At 74.4% G+C, this 17,017-nt stretch carries 15 protein-coding genes; 9 read left to right on the top strand and 6 right to left on the bottom strand.

All coding sequences use genetic code 11. The annotated features are described in order from the left end of the window. Positions 1 to 37: 37 nt before the first annotated feature. Complete coding sequence (phoU, locus tag KMZ30_RS10990) at positions 38 to 727, bottom strand: phosphate signaling complex protein PhoU (protein WP_030528496.1); 690 nt, start codon at positions 725 to 727, stop codon at positions 38 to 40. Positions 728 to 917: 190 nt separating this feature from the next. Between phoU and KMZ30_RS10985 the strand changes: the two genes are divergently transcribed. After that, positions 918 to 2,111, top strand: coding sequence for a sensor histidine kinase (locus KMZ30_RS10985; protein ID WP_215512244.1), 1,194 nt, complete (start codon positions 918 to 920; stop codon positions 2,109 to 2,111). Next, entirely contained in the window at positions 2,108 to 2,788 is a 681-nt protein-coding gene (locus tag KMZ30_RS10980) for a response regulator (RefSeq protein WP_215512245.1), read from the top strand. Before KMZ30_RS10985 ends, KMZ30_RS10980 begins: the two co-directional genes overlap by 4 nt. A 46-nt stretch (positions 2,789 to 2,834) precedes the next feature. Here KMZ30_RS10980 and KMZ30_RS10975 read toward each other — a convergent pair whose 3' ends face one another. Continuing rightward, the gene (locus tag KMZ30_RS10975) at positions 2,835 to 3,341 is read right to left on the bottom strand and encodes a hypothetical protein (protein WP_215512246.1); all 507 of its coding nucleotides are present in this window, start codon (positions 3,339 to 3,341) and stop codon (positions 2,835 to 2,837) included. A gap of 267 nt (positions 3,342 to 3,608) precedes the next feature. On the opposite strand from KMZ30_RS10975, the gene KMZ30_RS10970 reads away from it, so the two are divergent. Genes KMZ30_RS10970 through ispF form a run of 3 tightly spaced genes read left to right on the top strand, consistent with a single transcriptional unit; the run spans position 3,609 to position 5,322 of the window. Beyond that, positions 3,609 to 4,091 carry a CarD family transcriptional regulator gene (locus tag KMZ30_RS10970; RefSeq protein ID WP_030528500.1) on the top strand — a complete coding sequence of 161 codons (483 nt, stop codon included), beginning with the start codon at positions 3,609 to 3,611 and terminating at the stop codon, positions 4,089 to 4,091. A gap of 31 nt (positions 4,092 to 4,122) precedes the next feature. Beyond that, the gene (gene ispD / locus KMZ30_RS21665; protein ID WP_308279640.1) at positions 4,123 to 4,824 is read left to right on the top strand and encodes a 2-C-methyl-D-erythritol 4-phosphate cytidylyltransferase; all 702 of its coding nucleotides are present in this window, start codon (positions 4,123 to 4,125) and stop codon (positions 4,822 to 4,824) included. A 9-nt stretch (positions 4,825 to 4,833) separates the two neighbouring features. Further along, positions 4,834 to 5,322, top strand: a complete 489-nt coding sequence (gene ispF, locus KMZ30_RS21660) for a 2-C-methyl-D-erythritol 2,4-cyclodiphosphate synthase (protein WP_215512247.1) — start codon at positions 4,834 to 4,836, stop codon at positions 5,320 to 5,322. A 19-nt stretch (positions 5,323 to 5,341) separates the two neighbouring features. Here the strand turns inward: ispF and KMZ30_RS10960 are convergent, their stop codons facing one another. The 3 genes from KMZ30_RS10960 to KMZ30_RS10950 all read right to left on the bottom strand — a co-directional run bounded on the left by KMZ30_RS10960 (position 5,342) and on the right by KMZ30_RS10950 (position 11,342). Further along, positions 5,342 to 8,053 carry a fibronectin type III domain-containing protein gene (locus KMZ30_RS10960; protein WP_215512248.1) on the bottom strand — a complete coding sequence of 904 codons (2,712 nt, stop codon included), beginning with the start codon at positions 8,051 to 8,053 and terminating at the stop codon, positions 5,342 to 5,344. A 118-nt stretch (positions 8,054 to 8,171) separates the two neighbouring features. After that, positions 8,172 to 10,880: a fibronectin type III domain-containing protein gene (locus KMZ30_RS10955; protein WP_215512249.1), complete on the bottom strand. Its 2,709-nt coding sequence runs from the start codon at positions 10,878 to 10,880 to the stop codon at positions 8,172 to 8,174. Positions 10,881 to 11,012: 132 nt separating this feature from the next. Further along, complete coding sequence (locus KMZ30_RS10950; protein WP_215512250.1) at positions 11,013 to 11,342, bottom strand: transcriptional regulator; 330 nt, start codon at positions 11,340 to 11,342, stop codon at positions 11,013 to 11,015. 151 nt (positions 11,343 to 11,493) lie between these two features. Here KMZ30_RS10950 and KMZ30_RS10945 point away from each other — a divergent pair, with 151 nt between their 5' ends. Both KMZ30_RS10945 and KMZ30_RS10940 read left to right on the top strand, forming a co-directional pair. Then, entirely contained in the window at positions 11,494 to 12,588 is a 1,095-nt protein-coding gene (locus KMZ30_RS10945; RefSeq protein ID WP_215512251.1) for an S-(hydroxymethyl)mycothiol dehydrogenase, read from the top strand. Further along, on the top strand, positions 12,585 to 13,253 hold the full coding sequence (locus KMZ30_RS10940) for an MBL fold metallo-hydrolase (protein ID WP_215512252.1): 669 nt from the start codon (positions 12,585 to 12,587) through the stop codon (positions 13,251 to 13,253). Before KMZ30_RS10945 ends, KMZ30_RS10940 begins: the two co-directional genes overlap by 4 nt. A gap of 120 nt (positions 13,254 to 13,373) precedes the next feature. Here KMZ30_RS10940 and KMZ30_RS10935 read toward each other — a convergent pair whose 3' ends face one another. Further along, positions 13,374 to 14,318 (bottom strand): type IV toxin-antitoxin system AbiEi family antitoxin domain-containing protein, encoded by a 945-nt coding sequence (locus tag KMZ30_RS10935; RefSeq protein ID WP_215512253.1) that lies wholly within the window; start codon positions 14,316 to 14,318, stop codon positions 13,374 to 13,376. A gap of 230 nt (positions 14,319 to 14,548) precedes the next feature. Here KMZ30_RS10935 and cysS point away from each other — a divergent pair, with 230 nt between their 5' ends. Then, a complete protein-coding gene (cysS, locus tag KMZ30_RS10930) occupies positions 14,549 to 15,982 on the top strand; it encodes a cysteine--tRNA ligase (protein WP_215512254.1) in 1,434 nt (477 codons plus the stop codon). Position 15,983: 1 nt separating this feature from the next. Next, entirely contained in the window at positions 15,984 to 16,937 is a 954-nt protein-coding gene (gene rlmB, locus KMZ30_RS10925; protein ID WP_207024454.1) for a 23S rRNA (guanosine(2251)-2'-O)-methyltransferase RlmB, read from the top strand. The last annotated feature ends 80 nt before the right edge of the window (positions 16,938 to 17,017 follow it).

The raw sequence follows: 17,017 nt of genomic DNA, 5'->3' as shown, positions 1-17,017 counted from the left end.
CTCGAGCGTAGCCGCGTCGTCGCGGCCCGTCAGGGGGTCAGGCGACGGTGTGCTCGCCGACCTCGTCGTGGCCGCCGGCCGCCTCGTCGCCCCACTCGCCGGTGACGATCCAGATGACCCGCTCGGCGACCGACACGGCGTGGTCGGCGAAGCGCTCGTAGTAGCGGCCGAGGAGCACGACGTCGACCGCGGTCTCGGTGTCGTGGGCCCAGTCCCCGCCCGTCACGTGGGTGAAGAGGTCGCGGTGCAGGCGGTCCATCGCGTCGTCCTCGCGGGCGACGTCCCGGGCGGCGTCGACGTCGCGGGCCGCGATGACCGAGCCGGCCTTCTCGACGACGAGCTCGGCGACGGTACCCATCTCGCGGAAGGTGCCGCGCAGCTCCGGCGGGACCGCGGACGCGGGGTACCGCAGGCGGGCGACCTTGGCGACGTGGCGCGCCAGGTCGCCCATCCGCTCGATGTCGCTGCTCATCCGCATGCTCGTGACGACGACCCGCAGGTCCGTCGCGACCGGCTGCTGGAGGGCGATGAGGTCGAAGGAGAGGAGGTCGACCTGCTCGCGCATCCGGTCGATCTCGGCGTCGGCGGCGATGACGGAGTCGGCCAGGCTGACGTCGGCGTCGAGGAGGGCGGTCGTCGCGCGGCTCATCGCGGACGCCGCGAGGTGGGTCATCTCGACGAGGCTCTCGGCGATCCGGTCGAGCTCCTCGTGGTAGGCCTTGCGCATCACGGCTGGGGTCCTTCGTGGCTGGGGGTGCGTCGGCGCGCGACGGCAGCGGTCGGTCGCGCCGTCGCCCGGGAACCATCCCACCCGGGGATGAACCGCAGACGTGGCCGAGGTGAACTTCGGGCGTCCGGAGGCGCGGCAGGGCCCCGGATGGCGGGGAGCGGTCGGCGGACCCCCGTACCCTGACGTCGTGGATGCGACCATCGCGGCGAGCCTCGGCGGGGCGGCGGGCCTCGTCGTCGGCGCCGTCGCCGTGCTCGCGGCGCGCTGGTCCGAGCGCAGCCTCGACGACGCGCCCGTCGTCGACGAGCCGCCGCTGGCCCGCGGGGTCGGGGACGTCCTGTCGGTCCTGCGCTCCATCGCCGTCGTCGTCGACGCGTCCGATGCGGTGGTCAAGGCCTCGGCCCCCGCCGTCACCTACGGCCTCGTGCGCCACCAGGAGCTGGTCCACCACGAGCTGCGCCACCTCGCGCGCCAGGTGCGCCGCGACGGCGTCATCCGCGAGGCCGAGCTCGACCTCGCGCGCGGACCGAACCCCGACGGCAGCGTCGTCATGCGGGTGCGCGTCGCGCCGCTCGGCGTCGCGCACGTCCTCCTGCTCGCCGAGGACCACACCCACGCGCGCCGCGTCGAGGAGGTCCGCCGCGACTTCGTCGCCAACGTCAGCCACGAGCTGAAGACCCCCGTCGGCGGCATCTCGCTGCTCGCCGAGGCGGTGCTGGACGCCAAGGACGACCCCGTCGCGGTGACGCGCTTCGCGCAGCGGATCCGCGTCGAGGCCACCCGGCTCGGTCGGCTCGTGCAGGAGATCGTCGACCTCTCGCGCCTCCAGGTCGCCGACACCCTCCACGAGCCCGAGCTCGTCGACCTCGGCACCGTCGTCGTCGAGGCCGTCGACCGGGTCAAGGTCGCCGCCGAGGCCAAGGAGATCGAGCTCGGCCTCGCGACCGAGCGCGGGCTGCGCGTCTTCGGCGACCGCGAGCTGCTCGTCACCGCCGTGACCAACCTGCTGACCAACGCGGTCAACTACAGCGACCCCGGCACGAAGGTCGGGCTGGGGGCCCGCCGCGTCGACGAGACCGTCGAGGTCGCCGTCACCGACCAGGGGCAGGGGATCCCCGCGGCCGAGCTGGAGCGCATCTTCGAGCGCTTCTACCGCGTCGACGCCGCGCGCTCGCGGGCCACCGGCGGCACCGGCCTGGGCCTGGCCATCGTCAAGCACGTCTGCGCCAACCACGGCGGCGAGGTCACCGTGTGGAGCCAGGAGGGGCGCGGCTCGACGTTCACCATGAGACTCCCCGTCGCGGCCACCCCGGTCGACGACGACGACGCGACCGCGCCGGCCCCCGGCGCCGGGGTCGCCCGAGAAGAGAGCACCGCATGACGCGCATCCTGATCGTCGAGGACGAGGAGTCGTTCTCGGACCCGCTGAGCTACCTCCTGAGCAAGGAGGGCTACGAGGTCTCGGTCGCCGACAACGGGCACGACGCCCTGAGCGAGTTCGACGCCGGGGGCGCCGACCTCGTGCTGCTCGACCTCATGCTGCCCGGCCTCTCCGGCGTCGACGTGTGCCGAGCGCTGCGCCAGCGCTCGAACGTGCCGGTCATCATGCTCACGGCCAAGGACAGCGAGATCGACAAGGTCGTCGGCCTCGAGCTCGGCGCCGACGACTACGTGACCAAGCCGTACTCCTCCCGCGAGCTGCTGGCCCGCATCAAGGCCGTCCTGCGCCGCGGGGCCGAGCCCGAGGAGCTCCTGCCGACGACCCTCGAGGCCGGGCCGGTGCGGATGGACGTCGAGCGCCACGTCGTCACCGTCCGCGGCGAGCAGCGCTCGATGCCGCTCAAGGAGTTCGAGCTCCTCGAGATGCTCCTGCGCAACACCGGGCGGGTGCTGACCCGCGGGCAGCTCATCGACCGGGTGTGGGGCAGCGACTACGTCGGCGACACCAAGACCCTCGACGTCCACGTCAAGCGCCTGCGCGCCAAGATCGAGGACGACCCGGGGGCGCCGCAGCACATCGTCACCGTGCGCGGCCTGGGCTACAAGTTCGAGGCCTGAGGGCCGGCCGGGCGGCGCGCCGGGCCCGCGGCGCCGGCGCGCGGGGTCAGCTGGCGCTGGGCGACGGGGTGGCGCTCGGCGTCGCCGACGGGCTCGGCGCGAGGCCCTCGTAGTAGCGGTCGGACGGGAGCACCGGCACCTGGACGACGTTCTGCCCGGCCTGCCGGGTCGTGACGACGAGCTGGACCATCGAGCCCGGGCGCTGCGGCACGGTCGCGAGGGTGACCGCCTTGCCGTCGGCGGAGATCGCGTCGTCGGAGTAGGGCGCCACCGTCGTGGTCGTCGGGGACGAGCCCTCGAGCGAGAAGGACACCTCGACGGGGTCGCGACCCTCGTTGACCGCCTGCCCGACGATCGTGCCGGGACCGCCCTCCTCGTCCGAGACGATGACGAGGTTGCGCAGGTCCAGGCCCGGGATGGTGAGGGGCACGCCGTCAGCCGGGATGTACGGGTAGTCCGTCTGGACCGGCGAGAAGACGCCGCAGGCGGAGACCGTGAGGGTGGCGGCGGCGAGTCCGGCGAGCCGGAGGGCGGAGGCGGCGCGGGTCGTCACGCGCCCAAGGATAGCGGGGGGTCGGGTTCCGCCTCGCCCCGTGTCCCGGTGCGCGTCCTCGACCGGGCGTCGCGCCGCGCGGGGAGGCCGTCCCCACGGCGCGCCCGCGTCACGCGCGAAGCATGCCGCGGGGCCGTCTGTCAACCCCCGATTTTCTCCCGTGGATTGCCGTTTCAGGCCTCTGACCTGCGGAAACGTGCCGAGTTCCCGTTGGGCCGGATCGGCGTGTCGTGGTATTCTTGGGGCCTCGAAAGGGGACAACACCACATGGTTTTCAAGGTCGGCGAGACGGTCGTGTACCCGCACCACGGGGCCGCGCGCATCGAAGAGATCAAGACCCGCACGATCCGCGGAGAGGAGAAGCTCTACCTCAAGCTGAAGGTCGCGCAGGGCGACCTCGTCATCGAGGTACCCGCCGAGAACTGCGACCTCGTCGGCGTCCGTGACGTCGTCGACAAGGCCGGCCTCGACAAGGTCTTCGAGGTCCTCCGCACTCCGTACGCCGAGGAGCCGACCAACTGGTCGCGCCGCTTCAAGGCCAACCTCGAGAAGCTCGCCTCCGGCGACGTCATCAAGGTCGCCGAGGTCGTGCGCGACCTCTGGCGCCGCGACAAGGACCGCGGCCTGTCCGCGGGTGAGAAGCGGATGCTGGCCAAGGCGCGCCAGATCCTCGTCTCCGAACTCGCACTCGCCGAGAAGACCGACGAGGACAAGGCCGAGTCCATCCTCGACGAGGTCCTCGCGTCCTGACGCACCCGGTCGCCCCGGCGGCCGCTCCGACGTGACCGACGACGCCCACACCGCCCCGCGCGGTGTGGGCGTCGTCGTCGTCGCGGCCGGGTCGGGGACCCGCCTGGGCGCCGGGATGCCGAAGGCGTTCGTGCCCCTGGCCGGGCGCCCGCTGCTCGGCTGGGCGCTCGACACCGTCGCCCGCCTGCCGGGGCTGCGGTCGGTCGTCGTCGTCGCCCCGTCGGACCTCGCCGACCCCGCCGCGCCCGCGTGGACGGGCATCACCCTCCCGGCCGGGGCGGCCGTCGTCGCCGGAGGGGCGGAGCGCACCGACTCCGTCGCGGCCGGGCTCGCGGCCCTCGATCCCGCCTGTGACGTCGTCCTCGTCCACGACGCCGCGCGCTGCCTCACCCCGGTCGCGGTCTTCGTACGCGTCGCCGAGGCGGTGCGAGCCGGTGCGGCGGGGGTCGTGCCCGGGGTCGCGGTCGTCGACACGGTCAAGACGGTCGACGCGCGAGGGGTCGTCACCGGCACCCCGGACCGTGCGACGCTGCGCGCCGTGCAGACGCCCCAGGGCTTCCGCCGCGACGTGCTCGAGGCCGCCCACGCCGGTGGCGCCGGGGCCACCGACGACGCCGCCCTCGTGGAGCTGCTCGGCCACGACGTGCTCGTCGTCGACGGAGACCCTCGCTCCTTCAAGGTGACGACCGTCGACGACCTCGCCCACGCCGAGCGCCTGCTCGCCGGCGCCTAGCATCGGGGCATGAGCGTGCTGCCCCGGGTCGGTGTCGGTGTCGACGTCCACGCCCTCGCGCCGGAGGGGTCCGGCCGTGAGCTGTGGGTCGCGGGCCTGCACTGGCCGGGGGAGCGGGGCCTGGACGGGCACTCCGACGCCGACGTGGCCGCTCACGCCGCCTGCGACGCCCTCTTCTCGGCGGCCGGCATCGGCGACCTCGGGGCGCACTTCGGGACGGACCGGCCGGAGCTCGCCGGCGCCTCGGGGCTCACGCTGCTCGCCGAGGCCGCGCGCCTCGTCCGGGCCGCCGGCTTCGAGATCGGCAACGTCGCGGTGCAGGTCGTCGGCAACCGGCCGAAGGTCGGCACGCGACGGGCCGAGGCGGAGGCGGCCCTGTCGGCGGCGGCCGGCGCGCCGGTCTCGGTGAGCGGCACGACGACCGACGGCCTGGGGCTGACCGGTCGGGGCGAGGGGGCCGCCGCGATCGCGACCGCGCTCGTCGTCCCGCTCGCCTGACCCCGGCCGCGGCCCGGCCTCAGCCCACGGGTGGCGGGTCGATGCGCCGCGACCAGGTGACCTCCTGGGAGCCCGCGACGACGCACACGGTCGTGCTCGGGCAGTCGACGACGTCCGACTGGGTGTCCCGTCCGTAGCGCGTCCCCCCGGACCAGCCCGCGCCCCGCCACTGGACCGGCGCCGATGCGTTGGTATAGGGGTGGACGCCCAGGCACCAGTCGTCGGTCACGCAGGAGATGTCGCTGAGCCCGGTGCCGGGTCCGATGTCCTGCCCCGGGACCACGGTCCAGGAGCTGCCGTCCCACCGGGCGGTGGTGCCGATGCCGACGACGGCGAGGCACATCCGCGCGCTCGCGCAGTCGAGGACGACCGTGCCCTGCCGGGTGAGCGAGGCGGGGAGGGTGCGCGGGGTGCTCCAGGACCGGCCGTTCCACACCGACCACCAGCCGTCGAGCGCGGTGGCCATGCACCAGGAGGCTGCGGTGCAGCGCACCTCGGACTCCGACCCCTGGTAGGGCAGCCCGGTGAACGGCGCGCCCGCGGCGACGATCGACGAGCCGGTCCACCGCCAGGCGCGACCATCCATGTCGAGCGCCAGGCAGGAGGTGGCCGAGGAGCAGGAGGGGGTGCGCAGGTAGCTGCCGCGCGGCGCCGACCGCAACGGAGACCACCGGTTGTCGTTCGAGAGCGTCCGGTAGTGGCCCGCGTCGTCGACGGCGAGGCAGAAGCCGGTCGGGGCGCAGTCGGCCGTCGCGTGGCTGCGGAACGGCTGGCTCGGCCGACGCCACCCGGTGCCGTCGAAGCGGTAGGACCAGCCGTAGAAGTCGAAGGCGAGGCAGTCGGTCTCCGACGCGCACGACACCTCGGTGAGGTAGCCGGCGGTGGGGTCGAACACGCCCTCGGTCCGCCACCCGCCGGAGAGGCTCCAGCGGTGCTCCCGTCCCCGGTCGTCGACCGCCACGCACGGCGTCGCGCCACGGGGACAGGAGAGGTCGGCGACCATCCCGTTGCCGATCGGAGGGCCCGGGACCGACGCCCATCCGCGCCCGGTCCACCGCGTCGGCCGCAGCCACCCGTCGAGGCCGACGCACGTGGAGACGGACGCGCAGGCCAGCGCGGTGTCGGCGTTGGCCAGGGTGGGCTCGTGGCGGGCGCTCCACGTGGTCCCGGAGACGGTCCACGTCCCGTAGGCGCCGGACGCGATGCACCAGCTGCTCGTCGGGCACTCGACCTGGCGGATCGACCGACCCGGTCCGTCGAGCTTCGCCGTGCTCCACCGGCCGCCGACCAGCGTCGCGCGCCACGCCGAGCCGTCGCCGTCGGACTCACCGACGGCGACGCACCGCCCGGCCGCCTGGCAGGCGACGTCGAAGAACGTCGTGGCGCGCAGCGACGAGAGGTATTGGGGCGTGCTCCACCGGGTGCCGTCGAAGACGGTCGCGCGGGGTCCGGTGGTCAGCGCGACGCACCACGTGGGGGACGTGCAGGTGAGGCTGCGGACCTCGGTCCCCACCGGGGGCTGCGGTGTGTCCGCGGCGGACCGCCACGCGCCGCGCGTGTACTCGTGGGCGCCGTCCTCCCCGACGGCCAGGCACCATCCGACGACCGGGCACGACAGGTGCCAGGTGACCGACTGGGAGGTCCCCGGGGCCATCGTCACCGGTGCGGACCAGCCCGTGGACGTGCGCACGAGGTAGCTGCTGCTGCGGTCCAGCACCATGCACCACGTCGTCCGGGGGCACTCGACGTCCTGGGGTCCCCCGGACGGGGGCGCCAGGGTGGCGTGGGCCCAGCCGACGGTCGTCCGCGCCGTGACCTCGCGCGCCGGCGACTCCGCCCCGGCGTCCGAGACCGCGGCGACCGAGTACGAGTACGAGCGCTCCACGTCCAGGCCGGTGTCGGTGAAGGTCGTCGAGAGCCCACGATGGATCGCGGTGCGTACGCCGTCGTCCCCCACCCGCCGGACGACGACCGCGGACGGGGCCGGGTCGGTCGGGAGCGTCCAGTCGAGCCGCACGGACGTCGTGCCCGCGGTCGCGGTCAGGCCGGACACCGGGTCCACGGGGAGGGTGGTCGCCGTGACGCGCTGCGGCACCCGGCGGAGCCGGCCGTCGACGTCGTAGCTGCGGGCCTCGTAGCAGGACCTGGTCGTGGGGGCGAGGCCCCCGTCGACCCAGGAGGTGGTGGGCAGCGCGACGTCGACGGTGCGCAGGACCGTCCCCGCATCCGCGCAGTCGACGACGGCGATGCGCATGCCGACCGGGCGCGCGTCCAGCGGGCGCCGCCAGGACAGGGTGATGCTCCGGCTCGCCGGGGTGGCCACGACGGTGGACGTCGAGAGGTCGAGGGCGGCCCCCGTCACGGACGCCGGCGGGGACCACTGGCCGGCGGCGTCGCGTGCGAAGACCGAGTAGGACCACGTGCCGACCCAGTCCAGGTCGAGGTCGCTCCAGCGCGAGATGAGCCCCGAGGCGACCTGCGTCCCGTCGGTGGGTGTCGCCGGGGCGGTGGTGCCCGGGAGGCGACGGACGACGACCTCGGCGAGGTCCGCGTCGGTCGGCAGCGTCCACCCCAGGGCCACGGAGGTCCTCTGCGGCAGCAGGGACAGGCCGGTGACCGGACCCGGGGGCGCGTCGACCGTCGGCGCGGCGAGGGCGCCGGTCGGTGCGCCGACGAGGAGGGTGACGAGCAGAGTCGTCAGGAGCAGGCCGAGACGGCGGGTGGTGCGCACGCGGTGGGTCCCCCGGGATGGTGCGACGGGCGCTGTCGCTCGGCCCGGATGGCGTGAGTGTAGAGGGCCGACCGGCTGCGGCACAGGGGTTCTGCGCTCCGTCCGGTCGCGACGTCGGTCAGCCGACCGGAGCCGGGTCCACCGTCCACAGGGCCTCGACCGGCCCCACGACGACGCACCGGCGCGCCGTGGGGCAGTCGACGCTGTCGCCGTACGTCTCGCGGCCGTAGGGCCCCGCGTCCTCCCAGCCGTCGCCGGTCCAGCGGACCGGGCCCGTCGTGTTCGTGTAGGGGTGCACGGCGAGGCAGGTGGTGACCCCCGAGCAGGACAGGTCCGCCAGCCGGGCGCCGGGGGTCCGGCCGTTGAGCGTCAGCTCGGTCCAGTCGCGTCCGTCGTACCGCGCGGTCGCCCCGGAGTCCACGACGGCGAGGCACATCGAGCCGGTGGCGCAGTCCATGACGACGGTGCCGGCGCCGGCGAGCGCCCCGGGCAGGTGGGCACGGGTGCGCCACGTGGTGCCGTTCCACCGCGACCACCAGCCGCCGTTGGAGACCGCGATGCAGAAGGTCGCACTCGTGCAGCGCACCCGCACGTCCCACCCTCCGTCCGCGGTGCCGCTGAAGGGGGTGCCGGACAGCACGAGAGAGGTCCCGTTCCACTGCCAGGCCCGGCCGTCGATGTCGATGACCATGCACAGTGTGGACGAGTAGCAGTGGGGGCTGCCGAGCTGCGACGCACCGGAGAGAGCGCGCACCGAGGACCAGGTGCCGGCGCTCGACAGCGTGCGGTAGCGCGCCGGCGGCATGGACTCCACGGCGAGGCAGAAGCCGGACGCCGCGCAGTCGAGCTCCGCGGGGCCGGTGAGGGGCTTGCTCGGCGAGCGCCAGCTCGTCCCGTCGAAGCGGTAGAACCAGCCGCGCTGGTCCATCGCCATGCAGCTCGTCGCGGACGGGCAGGACACCCGGGTCAGCCCGCCGGAGGTGAGGTCGAAGGTGCCGATCCGTCGCCAGCCGGCGGCGGTGCTCCAACGGTAGTCGCCGCCGCGGTCGTCGACCCCGGTGCACGGGGTCGCGCCCTTCGGGCAGGAGAGCGAGGTGAGGGTCACCCCGGTCGCGACGAAGCGGGTGGCCGAGCCCCAGGAGGATCCGTTCCACCGCACGCCGCGGCCGCCCCCGTCGATCCCGATGCACGTCGACGCGGAGGCGCAGGTCACCGCCCGCTCGGCGTTGGACGTGGAGGCGGCGCGCTTGGCGCTCCACGTCGTCCCGGCGACCGTCCACGTGCCGTAGGCGCTGGAGGCGATGCAGAAGCTGCTGGTCGGGCAGTCGACCTCGTCGACGCCTCGGCCCGCCGTGTCGAGCGCGGCGGTGCTCCACCGGCCGCTGACCAGGCTCGCGCGCCACGCCGAGCCGCTCGTCGCGGACCGTCCGACGGCGAAGCACCGGCCGGCGACCTGGCACGAGACGTCGAGGAAGTCGACGCCGCGCAGGCTCGAGAGGTACGTGGGGGCGCTCCAGCGGGTGCCGTCGTAGACCGTCGCCCGGGGGCCGGTGGTCATCGCGACGCACCACGTGGGCGAGGTGCAGGTCAGGGCGGTCACCGTCGTGCCGGCCGGCGGCTGGGGCACCGAGGACAGCGGCTGCCACGCACTCCGCGTGTACTGGCGGACGCCGTCCGCCGACGCGGCGAGGCACCAGCCCACGACCGGGCACGAGAGCTCCGTGGGGCCGGACTCCACCGCCGGGTCGATGGCGACCGGGCTCGACCAGCCGCTACTCCCGAGGACCTGGTAGCGGTTCGAGGCGTCGGTCGAGAGGCACCACGACGTGCGCGGGCACTGGACGTGCTGGGGCGAGCCCGTCATCGGGGCGACGGTGGCGCGCGTCCAGGTGTGGACCGTCGTGGCCCCGACCGACGCAAGGGGTGAGGCCTTGCCGTCCGCGGTCATCGCGTTGGCCGTGTAGAGGTAGTGCTGCTCCGGCAGGAGGTTGCGGTTGACGACGCTGGTCCCGCGGCCCCGGTAGACCTCGACGGGCGAGGAGCTCGGCGCCTGCCGCCAGACGACGACCTCCGCCGGCGCCGGGTTGGTCGGCAGGGTCCACCGGAGGCTGACGGTGGTGCCGGAGACGGTGGCGGTCAGGTCCGTGACGGGGTCGATGAACAGGGTCTTGAACGCCGCCCGGCGCGGGGTGCGCTGCGTCCGCCCGTCCTGGTCGTAGGTGCGCAGGTCGTAGCAGTACTGCACCCCGGGGGAGAGCCCGGTGTCGGCCCAGGACGACGTGGGCCGGGGCACGTCGACGTGGGAGGTCTCCGTCCACGGGTCGCTGCAGCCGATCCGGGCGATGCGCAGCCCGGCGACGCGCTCGTCGGTCGGCAGGCCCCACTCCAGGGAGACCTGTGAGGCGGTCGTGGAGTGGGTGAGCGAGGCTCCGGGCAGGTCGAGGGTGGCGCCCGTGACCGAGACCGGGGCGGACCACTGGCCCGCGGCGTCGTGGGCGAAGACCGAGTAGGACCAGGTGTCGACGAAGTCGAGGCCGGTGTCGCTCCACTGCGTCAGCAGGCCGCTCGCCACCTGCGTGCCGTCGGTCGGCGTGGCCGGAGCGGTCGTGCCCGCCGCGCGGCGGACGACGACCTCGGCCAGGTCGGCGTCCGGCGGCAGCGTCCAGGCGAGGCCGACCCCGTCGCGCAGCGGCGTGAGCGTCAGCCCGGTGACCGGGCCGGGCGGGGCGTCGGCCGTGGGGGCCGCGACGGCGCCCGTGGGCGTGGTGGCGAGGAGGGCGACGAGCAGCGTCGTCAGGAGCAGGCCGAGGCGGCGGGTCGTGCGCACGATGGTTCCCGAGAGGTGCGACGGGCGCTGTGGTCCGGCCCGGATGCCGCGAGTGTAGGTTCGGCCGCCGACGGTGGCGAGGGGTTCTGCGAGAACCTGCAGCGAACGGTGGATGGCGCTCGGCCCGGAGGGTCAGCGGCCGCGCGGGCCGCCCTGCACGCGCCGGTCGGCCCCGACGATGCGGGCCATCCGCTGGAGCTCCGCGACGTGCCCGCAGAGCGCGTCACGGCCGGCGCCGGTGAGCACGACGGTCGTCACCTGGCGCCCCTCGCGCGACCCGCGCTCGAGCCGGGTGTAGCCCTTGCCCGACAGCGCCTTGAGGTGCTTGGACAGGGCGGAGTCCGACAGGCCGATCTCGTCGCGGACCTCGCCGAACTCTCGTCCGGCGCTGGGCACGAGGAAGGCGCAGATCCGCAGGCGGTGCGGCTCGTGGATGACGTCGTCGAACACCGGGTACGGCATGTCCGCAGGATACGTCGGCTTGCCCGTCGGGAAAGGGGCATCGGTCGCCCGCGGGCGGCCCGCCCCCGGGCCCCACCCCCCTCGGCACTGCCGTCGACGTCCGGCCTTCGCTAGCGTGGCGAGACCCAGCACCGCCCACCCAGGAGGAACCGTGCCGCAGACCGTCAAGGGCGTCGTCGCCCGCGCCAAGGGCGCCCCCGTCGAGCTCGTCGACGTCGTCGTCCCCGACCCCGGGCCGGGCGAGGCCGTCGTCGTCGTCGAGGCCTGCGGGGTCTGCCACACCGACCTGCACTACCGCGAGGGCGGGATCAACGACGAGTTCCCCTTCCTCCTCGGCCACGAGGCCGCGGGCCGGGTCGAGGCCGTCGGTGAGGGCGTCACCGAGGTGGCCCCCGGCGACTTCGTCATCCTCAACTGGCGGGCCGTGTGCGGGCAGTGCCGCGCCTGCCGCAAGGGCAAGCCCTGGTACTGCTTCGCGACGCACAACGCGACGCAGAAGATGACGCTCACCGACGGCACGGAGCTCTCGCCGGCGCTCGGCATCGGGGCGTTCGTCGAGAAGACGCTCGTCGCCGCCGGCCAGTGCACGAAGGTCGACGAGGCGGACGCGGCCGCGGTCGGGCTGCTCGGCTGCGGGGTGATGGCCGGCTTCGGCGCGGCGGTCAACACCGGCGGGGTCGGCCGCGGCGACTCGGTCGCGGTCATCGGCTGCGGCGGCGTCGGTGACGCGGCCATCGCCGGCGCCAAGGTCGCCGGCGCGACGACCATCATCGCGGTCGACGTGGATGCGAAGAAGCTCGCCTGGGCCAAGGACCTCGGCGCGACGCACACCGTCGACGCCTCCACCGAGGACGCCGTCGAGGCCGTCCGGGCGCTGACCGGCGGGCACGGCGCGGACGTCGTCGTCGAGGCGGTCGGGCGCCCCGAGACCTACGAGCAGGCGTTCTACATGCGCGACCTCGCCGGCACGGTCGTGCTCGTCGGGGTGCCGACGCCGGAGCAGCAGGTGACGCTGCCGATGATCGAGATCTTCGGGCGCGGCGGCGCGCTGAAGTCCAGCTGGTACGGCGACTGCCTGCCCTCGCGGGACTTCCCGATGCTCGTCGAGCTCTTCCGCCAGGGCCGCTTCCCGCTCGACGCCTTCGTGTCGGAGCGGATCGGCATCGAGGGGGTCGAGGAGGCCTTCACGAAGATGCACGACGGCGACGTGCTGCGCTCGGTCGTCGTCATGGGCGGGTCGGCGTGAGCGCGGCGGTCGCCGTCGACGGCGTCCCGACCTCGCCGGGCGGGGTGCGGGTCGAGCGGCTCGTGACGTCGGGCGTGTTCGAGCTGGACGGCGGCTCGTGGGACGTCGACAACAACGTGTGGCTGCTCGGGGACGACGACGAGGTGCTCGTCGTCGACGCCGCACACGACGCGCGCGCCATCCTCGAGGCGATCGACGGCCGGCGGGTCGTCGGCATCGTCTGCACCCACGGCCACAACGACCACGTCAACGCGGTGCCCGACCTCGTCGCCGAGACGGGCGCGAGCGTCTGGCTGCACCCGGACGACCGCGTGCTGTGGGACATGAGCCAGGACGAGGCGCCGGACGAGGACCTCGCCGACGGCACGACCTTCACCGTCGGTGACGTCGGGGTCGTCACGCTGCACACGCCCGGCCACGCGCCGGGGGCCTGCTGCCTCCACGCGCCGTCGCTCGGGGTGCTCTTCAGCGGCGACACCCTCTTCCAGGGCGGGCCGGGCGCGACGGGTCGTTCGCACAGCGACTTCCCGACCATCGTGCGGTCGATCAGCACCCGGCTGCTCTCCCTGCCGCCCGAGACCGTCGTCCTCACCGGCCACGGCGACGCGACGACCATCGGGGACGAGGCGCCACACCTCCAGGAGTGGCTCGACCGCGGCCACTGACCCGCCGGCTCACCGCGAGGTTCCGCGCCGTCACTGTCACGGCGCGGAACCTCGTCCGTGACGGGGATGTGTCCGCGTCCGGACGGAGCAACCGCGTCATCACTGTGACGACGCGGATGCTCAGGGCCCGGGCAGCAGCCCACGAGCCGCCGCGCGGTCGAGCGCGGCCCGGACGAGGGCGGCCACCCGCTGCGGGCTCGCCAGGTCGGCCCAGGTGAGGCGCACGACCTCGTAGCCGAGGGCCCGCAGTCGGTCCTCGCGCACCTTCTCGGCGGCGAGCGCGGCTCGTCCTTCGGCCCCCTCGTACTTGACGAGACCGTCGAACTCGACGACGACGCAGCCCTCGACGAGCAGGTCGACCCGGGCGAGGACGGCCCCGCGCCCGTCGGCGATGCGGACCTGCGACCGCACGTCGTGGCCGAGGTCGATGAGCATCAAGCGGGTCCGGGTCTCGCCCACGGACTCGCTGAGCGGGTCCGCGAGGTACATCCACCGGAGTGCGCGGGTGGCCCGGCGAGGGGACTCGGCCAGCTGCTCGACGAGGCTCGTCACCCGCACGAGGTCGCAGGACCCGTCGTGCAGCGCCCGGTCGGTCGCCACCACGACCGCATCGCGTCCCCCGCGCAGCGCGAGCTGGGCCAGGGCGACGTCGACGGGGACCGTCCGGCAGCCGTCGACGGTCTCGACGGGGAGGTCGGCTGTCGGATGGATGCGCAGGCCGCTCGCGCGGCGGACCCGCGTGACGGTGCCGCACACGTCGACCACGTCGAGGGGCACGTCGTGCAGGGGCAGCCCGTGGACGGCGAGGGCGCTCTGGTGGGTCGCGGCCTCGTGCGGCCGGCCCCGCGCGTGGAGGACGGCCCGAGTGCGCAGGTCGAGGCGACGCTCGGGCGTGGCCGGTGCCCAGACCGTGCCGAGGACGTAGGCGCCGCGCCGGACCCGGACGAGCGTCCCGGCGTCGACGAGCGCGGCGAGAGCGTTGGGGTCGACGTCGAGCCGGGTGGCGTCCGGGCTCGAGACGACGCCGTGCTGCGCGGTGGCGAGGGCCAGGAGTCGGTCGGACATCGACCGATCGTGCCCGGTTCGGCGATGACGCCCGGCGCGTCATCCACAGGCCCCGGCCGGCGAGGCCGTCGAGGATCCGCGTCGTCACGGTGACGGCGCGGAAGTTCCACCCGGACGGGGATGCATCCGCGTCCGGGCTGAAGAACCGCGTCATCACGGTGACGTCGCGGAAGTTCCGGGCGGTTGCCGCGATGCGGGGCGCCCGGGACCCGGCCGGTAGCCTGTCGAGGGTGACCCTCAGGCTGTTCGACTCCCTCACGCGCGAGCTGCGTGACTTCGTCCCCGTCGTGCCCGGCAAGGCGGGGATCTATATCTGTGGGCTCACGACGCAGGCGCCGCCGCACATCGGGCACGTCCGCTTCGCCGTCGCGTTCGACGTCCTGCGGCGCTGGCTGGCGGTCGGGCACGGCTACGACGTCACGCTCATCCGCAACGTCACCGACATCGACGACAAGATCCTCGCGAAGTCGGCCGAGGCCGGCGAGCCGTGGTTCGCGCTCAGCTACCGCAACGAGATCGAGACGGCCGAGGCGCTCGCCGCGCTCGGCGTGCTCCCGCCCACGTACGAGCCCCGCGCGACGGGCCACGTGCCCGAGATGGTCGAGCTGATGGAGACCCTCGTCGGCTCCGGGCACGCCTACGCCGCCGCGGACGACTCCGGCGACGTGTACTTCGACGTGCGCAGCTGGCCGAGCTACGGGGAGCTGACCCGCCAGAGCGTCGAGGACATGTCCGACGCCGAGGACGCCGACCCGCGCGGCAAGCGCGACCCGCGCGACTTCGCCCTCTGGAAGGGCCGCAAGGCCGACGAGCCCGCGACCGCGTCGTGGCCGACCCCCTACGGCGCCGGCCGCCCGGGGTGGCACCTCGAGTGCTCCGCGATGGCCCGCAAGTACCTCGGCGACACCTTCGACATCCACGGCGGCGGCGTCGACCTGCGCTTCCCCCACCACGAGAACGAGGTCGCGCAGTCGCGCGCCGCGGGGCTCGGGTTCGCCAACTACTGGCTGCACAACGCGTGGGTGACGATGGGCGGCGAGAAGATGAGCAAGTCGCTCGGCAACTCGCTGCGCGTCTCGGAGGTCGTGCGCGAGCACCGGCCGCTCGCCGTGCGCTACTACCTGACGGCCGCGCACTACCGCTCGACGATCGAGTACCACGAGGGCTCCATCGAGGAGGCCACCGCCACCGTCGAGCGCATCGAGGGCTTCCTGCGGCGCGCGCTGCCCGGTGTCGACACCCTCGTCCCCGACGGCTCGGCCGAGCTGCCCGTCGACTTCCGCGAGGCGATGGACGACGACCTCGGGGTCTCGGACGCGCTCGCCGCGCTGCACCAGGCCGTCCGTGCCGGCAACACCGCGCTCGACGACGGCGACCACGACGACGCCGCGACCATCGCGCGGCAGGTCGTCGCGATGGCCGACGTCCTCGGCGTCAACCCGCTCGACCCGCACTGGGCCGCCGGTGGGTCGGAGTCCGACGAGATGACGGCGGCGCTCGACGCGCTCGTCGCCGACCGCGTCGCCGCCCGGGCCCAGGCCCGCGCCGCCCGCGACTACGAGACCGCCGACGCCATCCGCGACGCGCTGACCGCGGCGGGGATCGCCGTCGAGGACACCGCCGCCGGAGCGCGGTGGACCATCATCCGAGGAAAGGGCGACTGACGTGGCCGGCAACTCCCAGCGCCGCGGCGCCGTGCGCAAGAGCAACAAGAAGGGCTCCACCGTCGGCTCCGGTGGCCAGCGCCGCCGCGGCCTCGAGGGCAAGGGCCCGACCCCGAAGGCCGGCGACCGCCCGAACCACAAGGCCCACAAGATGGCCAAGGCCGCCGAGAAGCGGGGCGGCGGCCGTCCGCCGCAGCGCTCGCCGAAGAAGTCGGCCGCCTCGAGCGAGGTCGTCGCCGGGCGCAACTCCGTCGTCGAGGCGCTGCGCGCGCACGTCCCGGTGACGACGATGTACGTCGCCGGTCGCATCGACTCCGACGACCGCGTCCGCGAGGCGATCAAGACCGCGACCGAGCGCTCCATCCCCATCCTCGAGACGCCCCGGGGCGAGCTCGACCGGCTGACCGACGGCGCCGTCCACCAGGGCCTCGCGCTCCAGGTCCCGCCGTACGCGTACGCCGACCCGCGCGACCTCGTCGACCCCGAGCAGCCGGGCATCCCGCTCGTCGTCGCCCTCGACGGGATCACCGACCCGCGCAACCTCGGCGCGATCGTCCGCTCCGTCGCCGCGTTCGGTGGCCACGGCGTCGTCGTCCCGAGCCGTCGCTCGGCCGGGATGACCGCCAGCGCGTGGAAGACCTCCGCCGGCGCCGCGGCCCGCATCCCGGTCGCGCAGGCCACCAACCTCACGCGGGCGCTCGAGGACTTCCGCAAGGCCGGGTTCTTCGTCATCGGCCTTGACATGGACGGTGACGTCGAGCTGCCCGACCTCGAGCTGGCGTCCGAGCCGCTCGTCGTCGTCGTCGGCTCGGAGGGCAAGGGCCTCTCGCGGCTCGTGCGCGAGACGTGCGACCAGATCGTGTCGGTGCCGATGAGCTCGGCGGTCGAGTCGCTCAACGCCGGCATCGCCACCGGGGTCACCCTCTACGAGGTCGCGCGCCGGCGTCGCCGCTGACGCGGGGGCTTGCGGGACAGGCCGGTCCGGCCCGTCGCTCCGGCTGGCGCGGGCGCCGGTGTGCCACGATCGAGGGGATC

Source organism: Phycicoccus mangrovi (assembly GCF_018729305.1).
In the GTDB taxonomy this organism is placed as follows: domain Bacteria; phylum Actinomycetota; class Actinomycetes; order Actinomycetales; family Dermatophilaceae; genus Phycicoccus; species Phycicoccus jejuensis.
The sequence above is the reverse complement of the archived record's forward strand: the minus strand, read 5'-3'. Positions and strand labels throughout refer to the sequence as shown.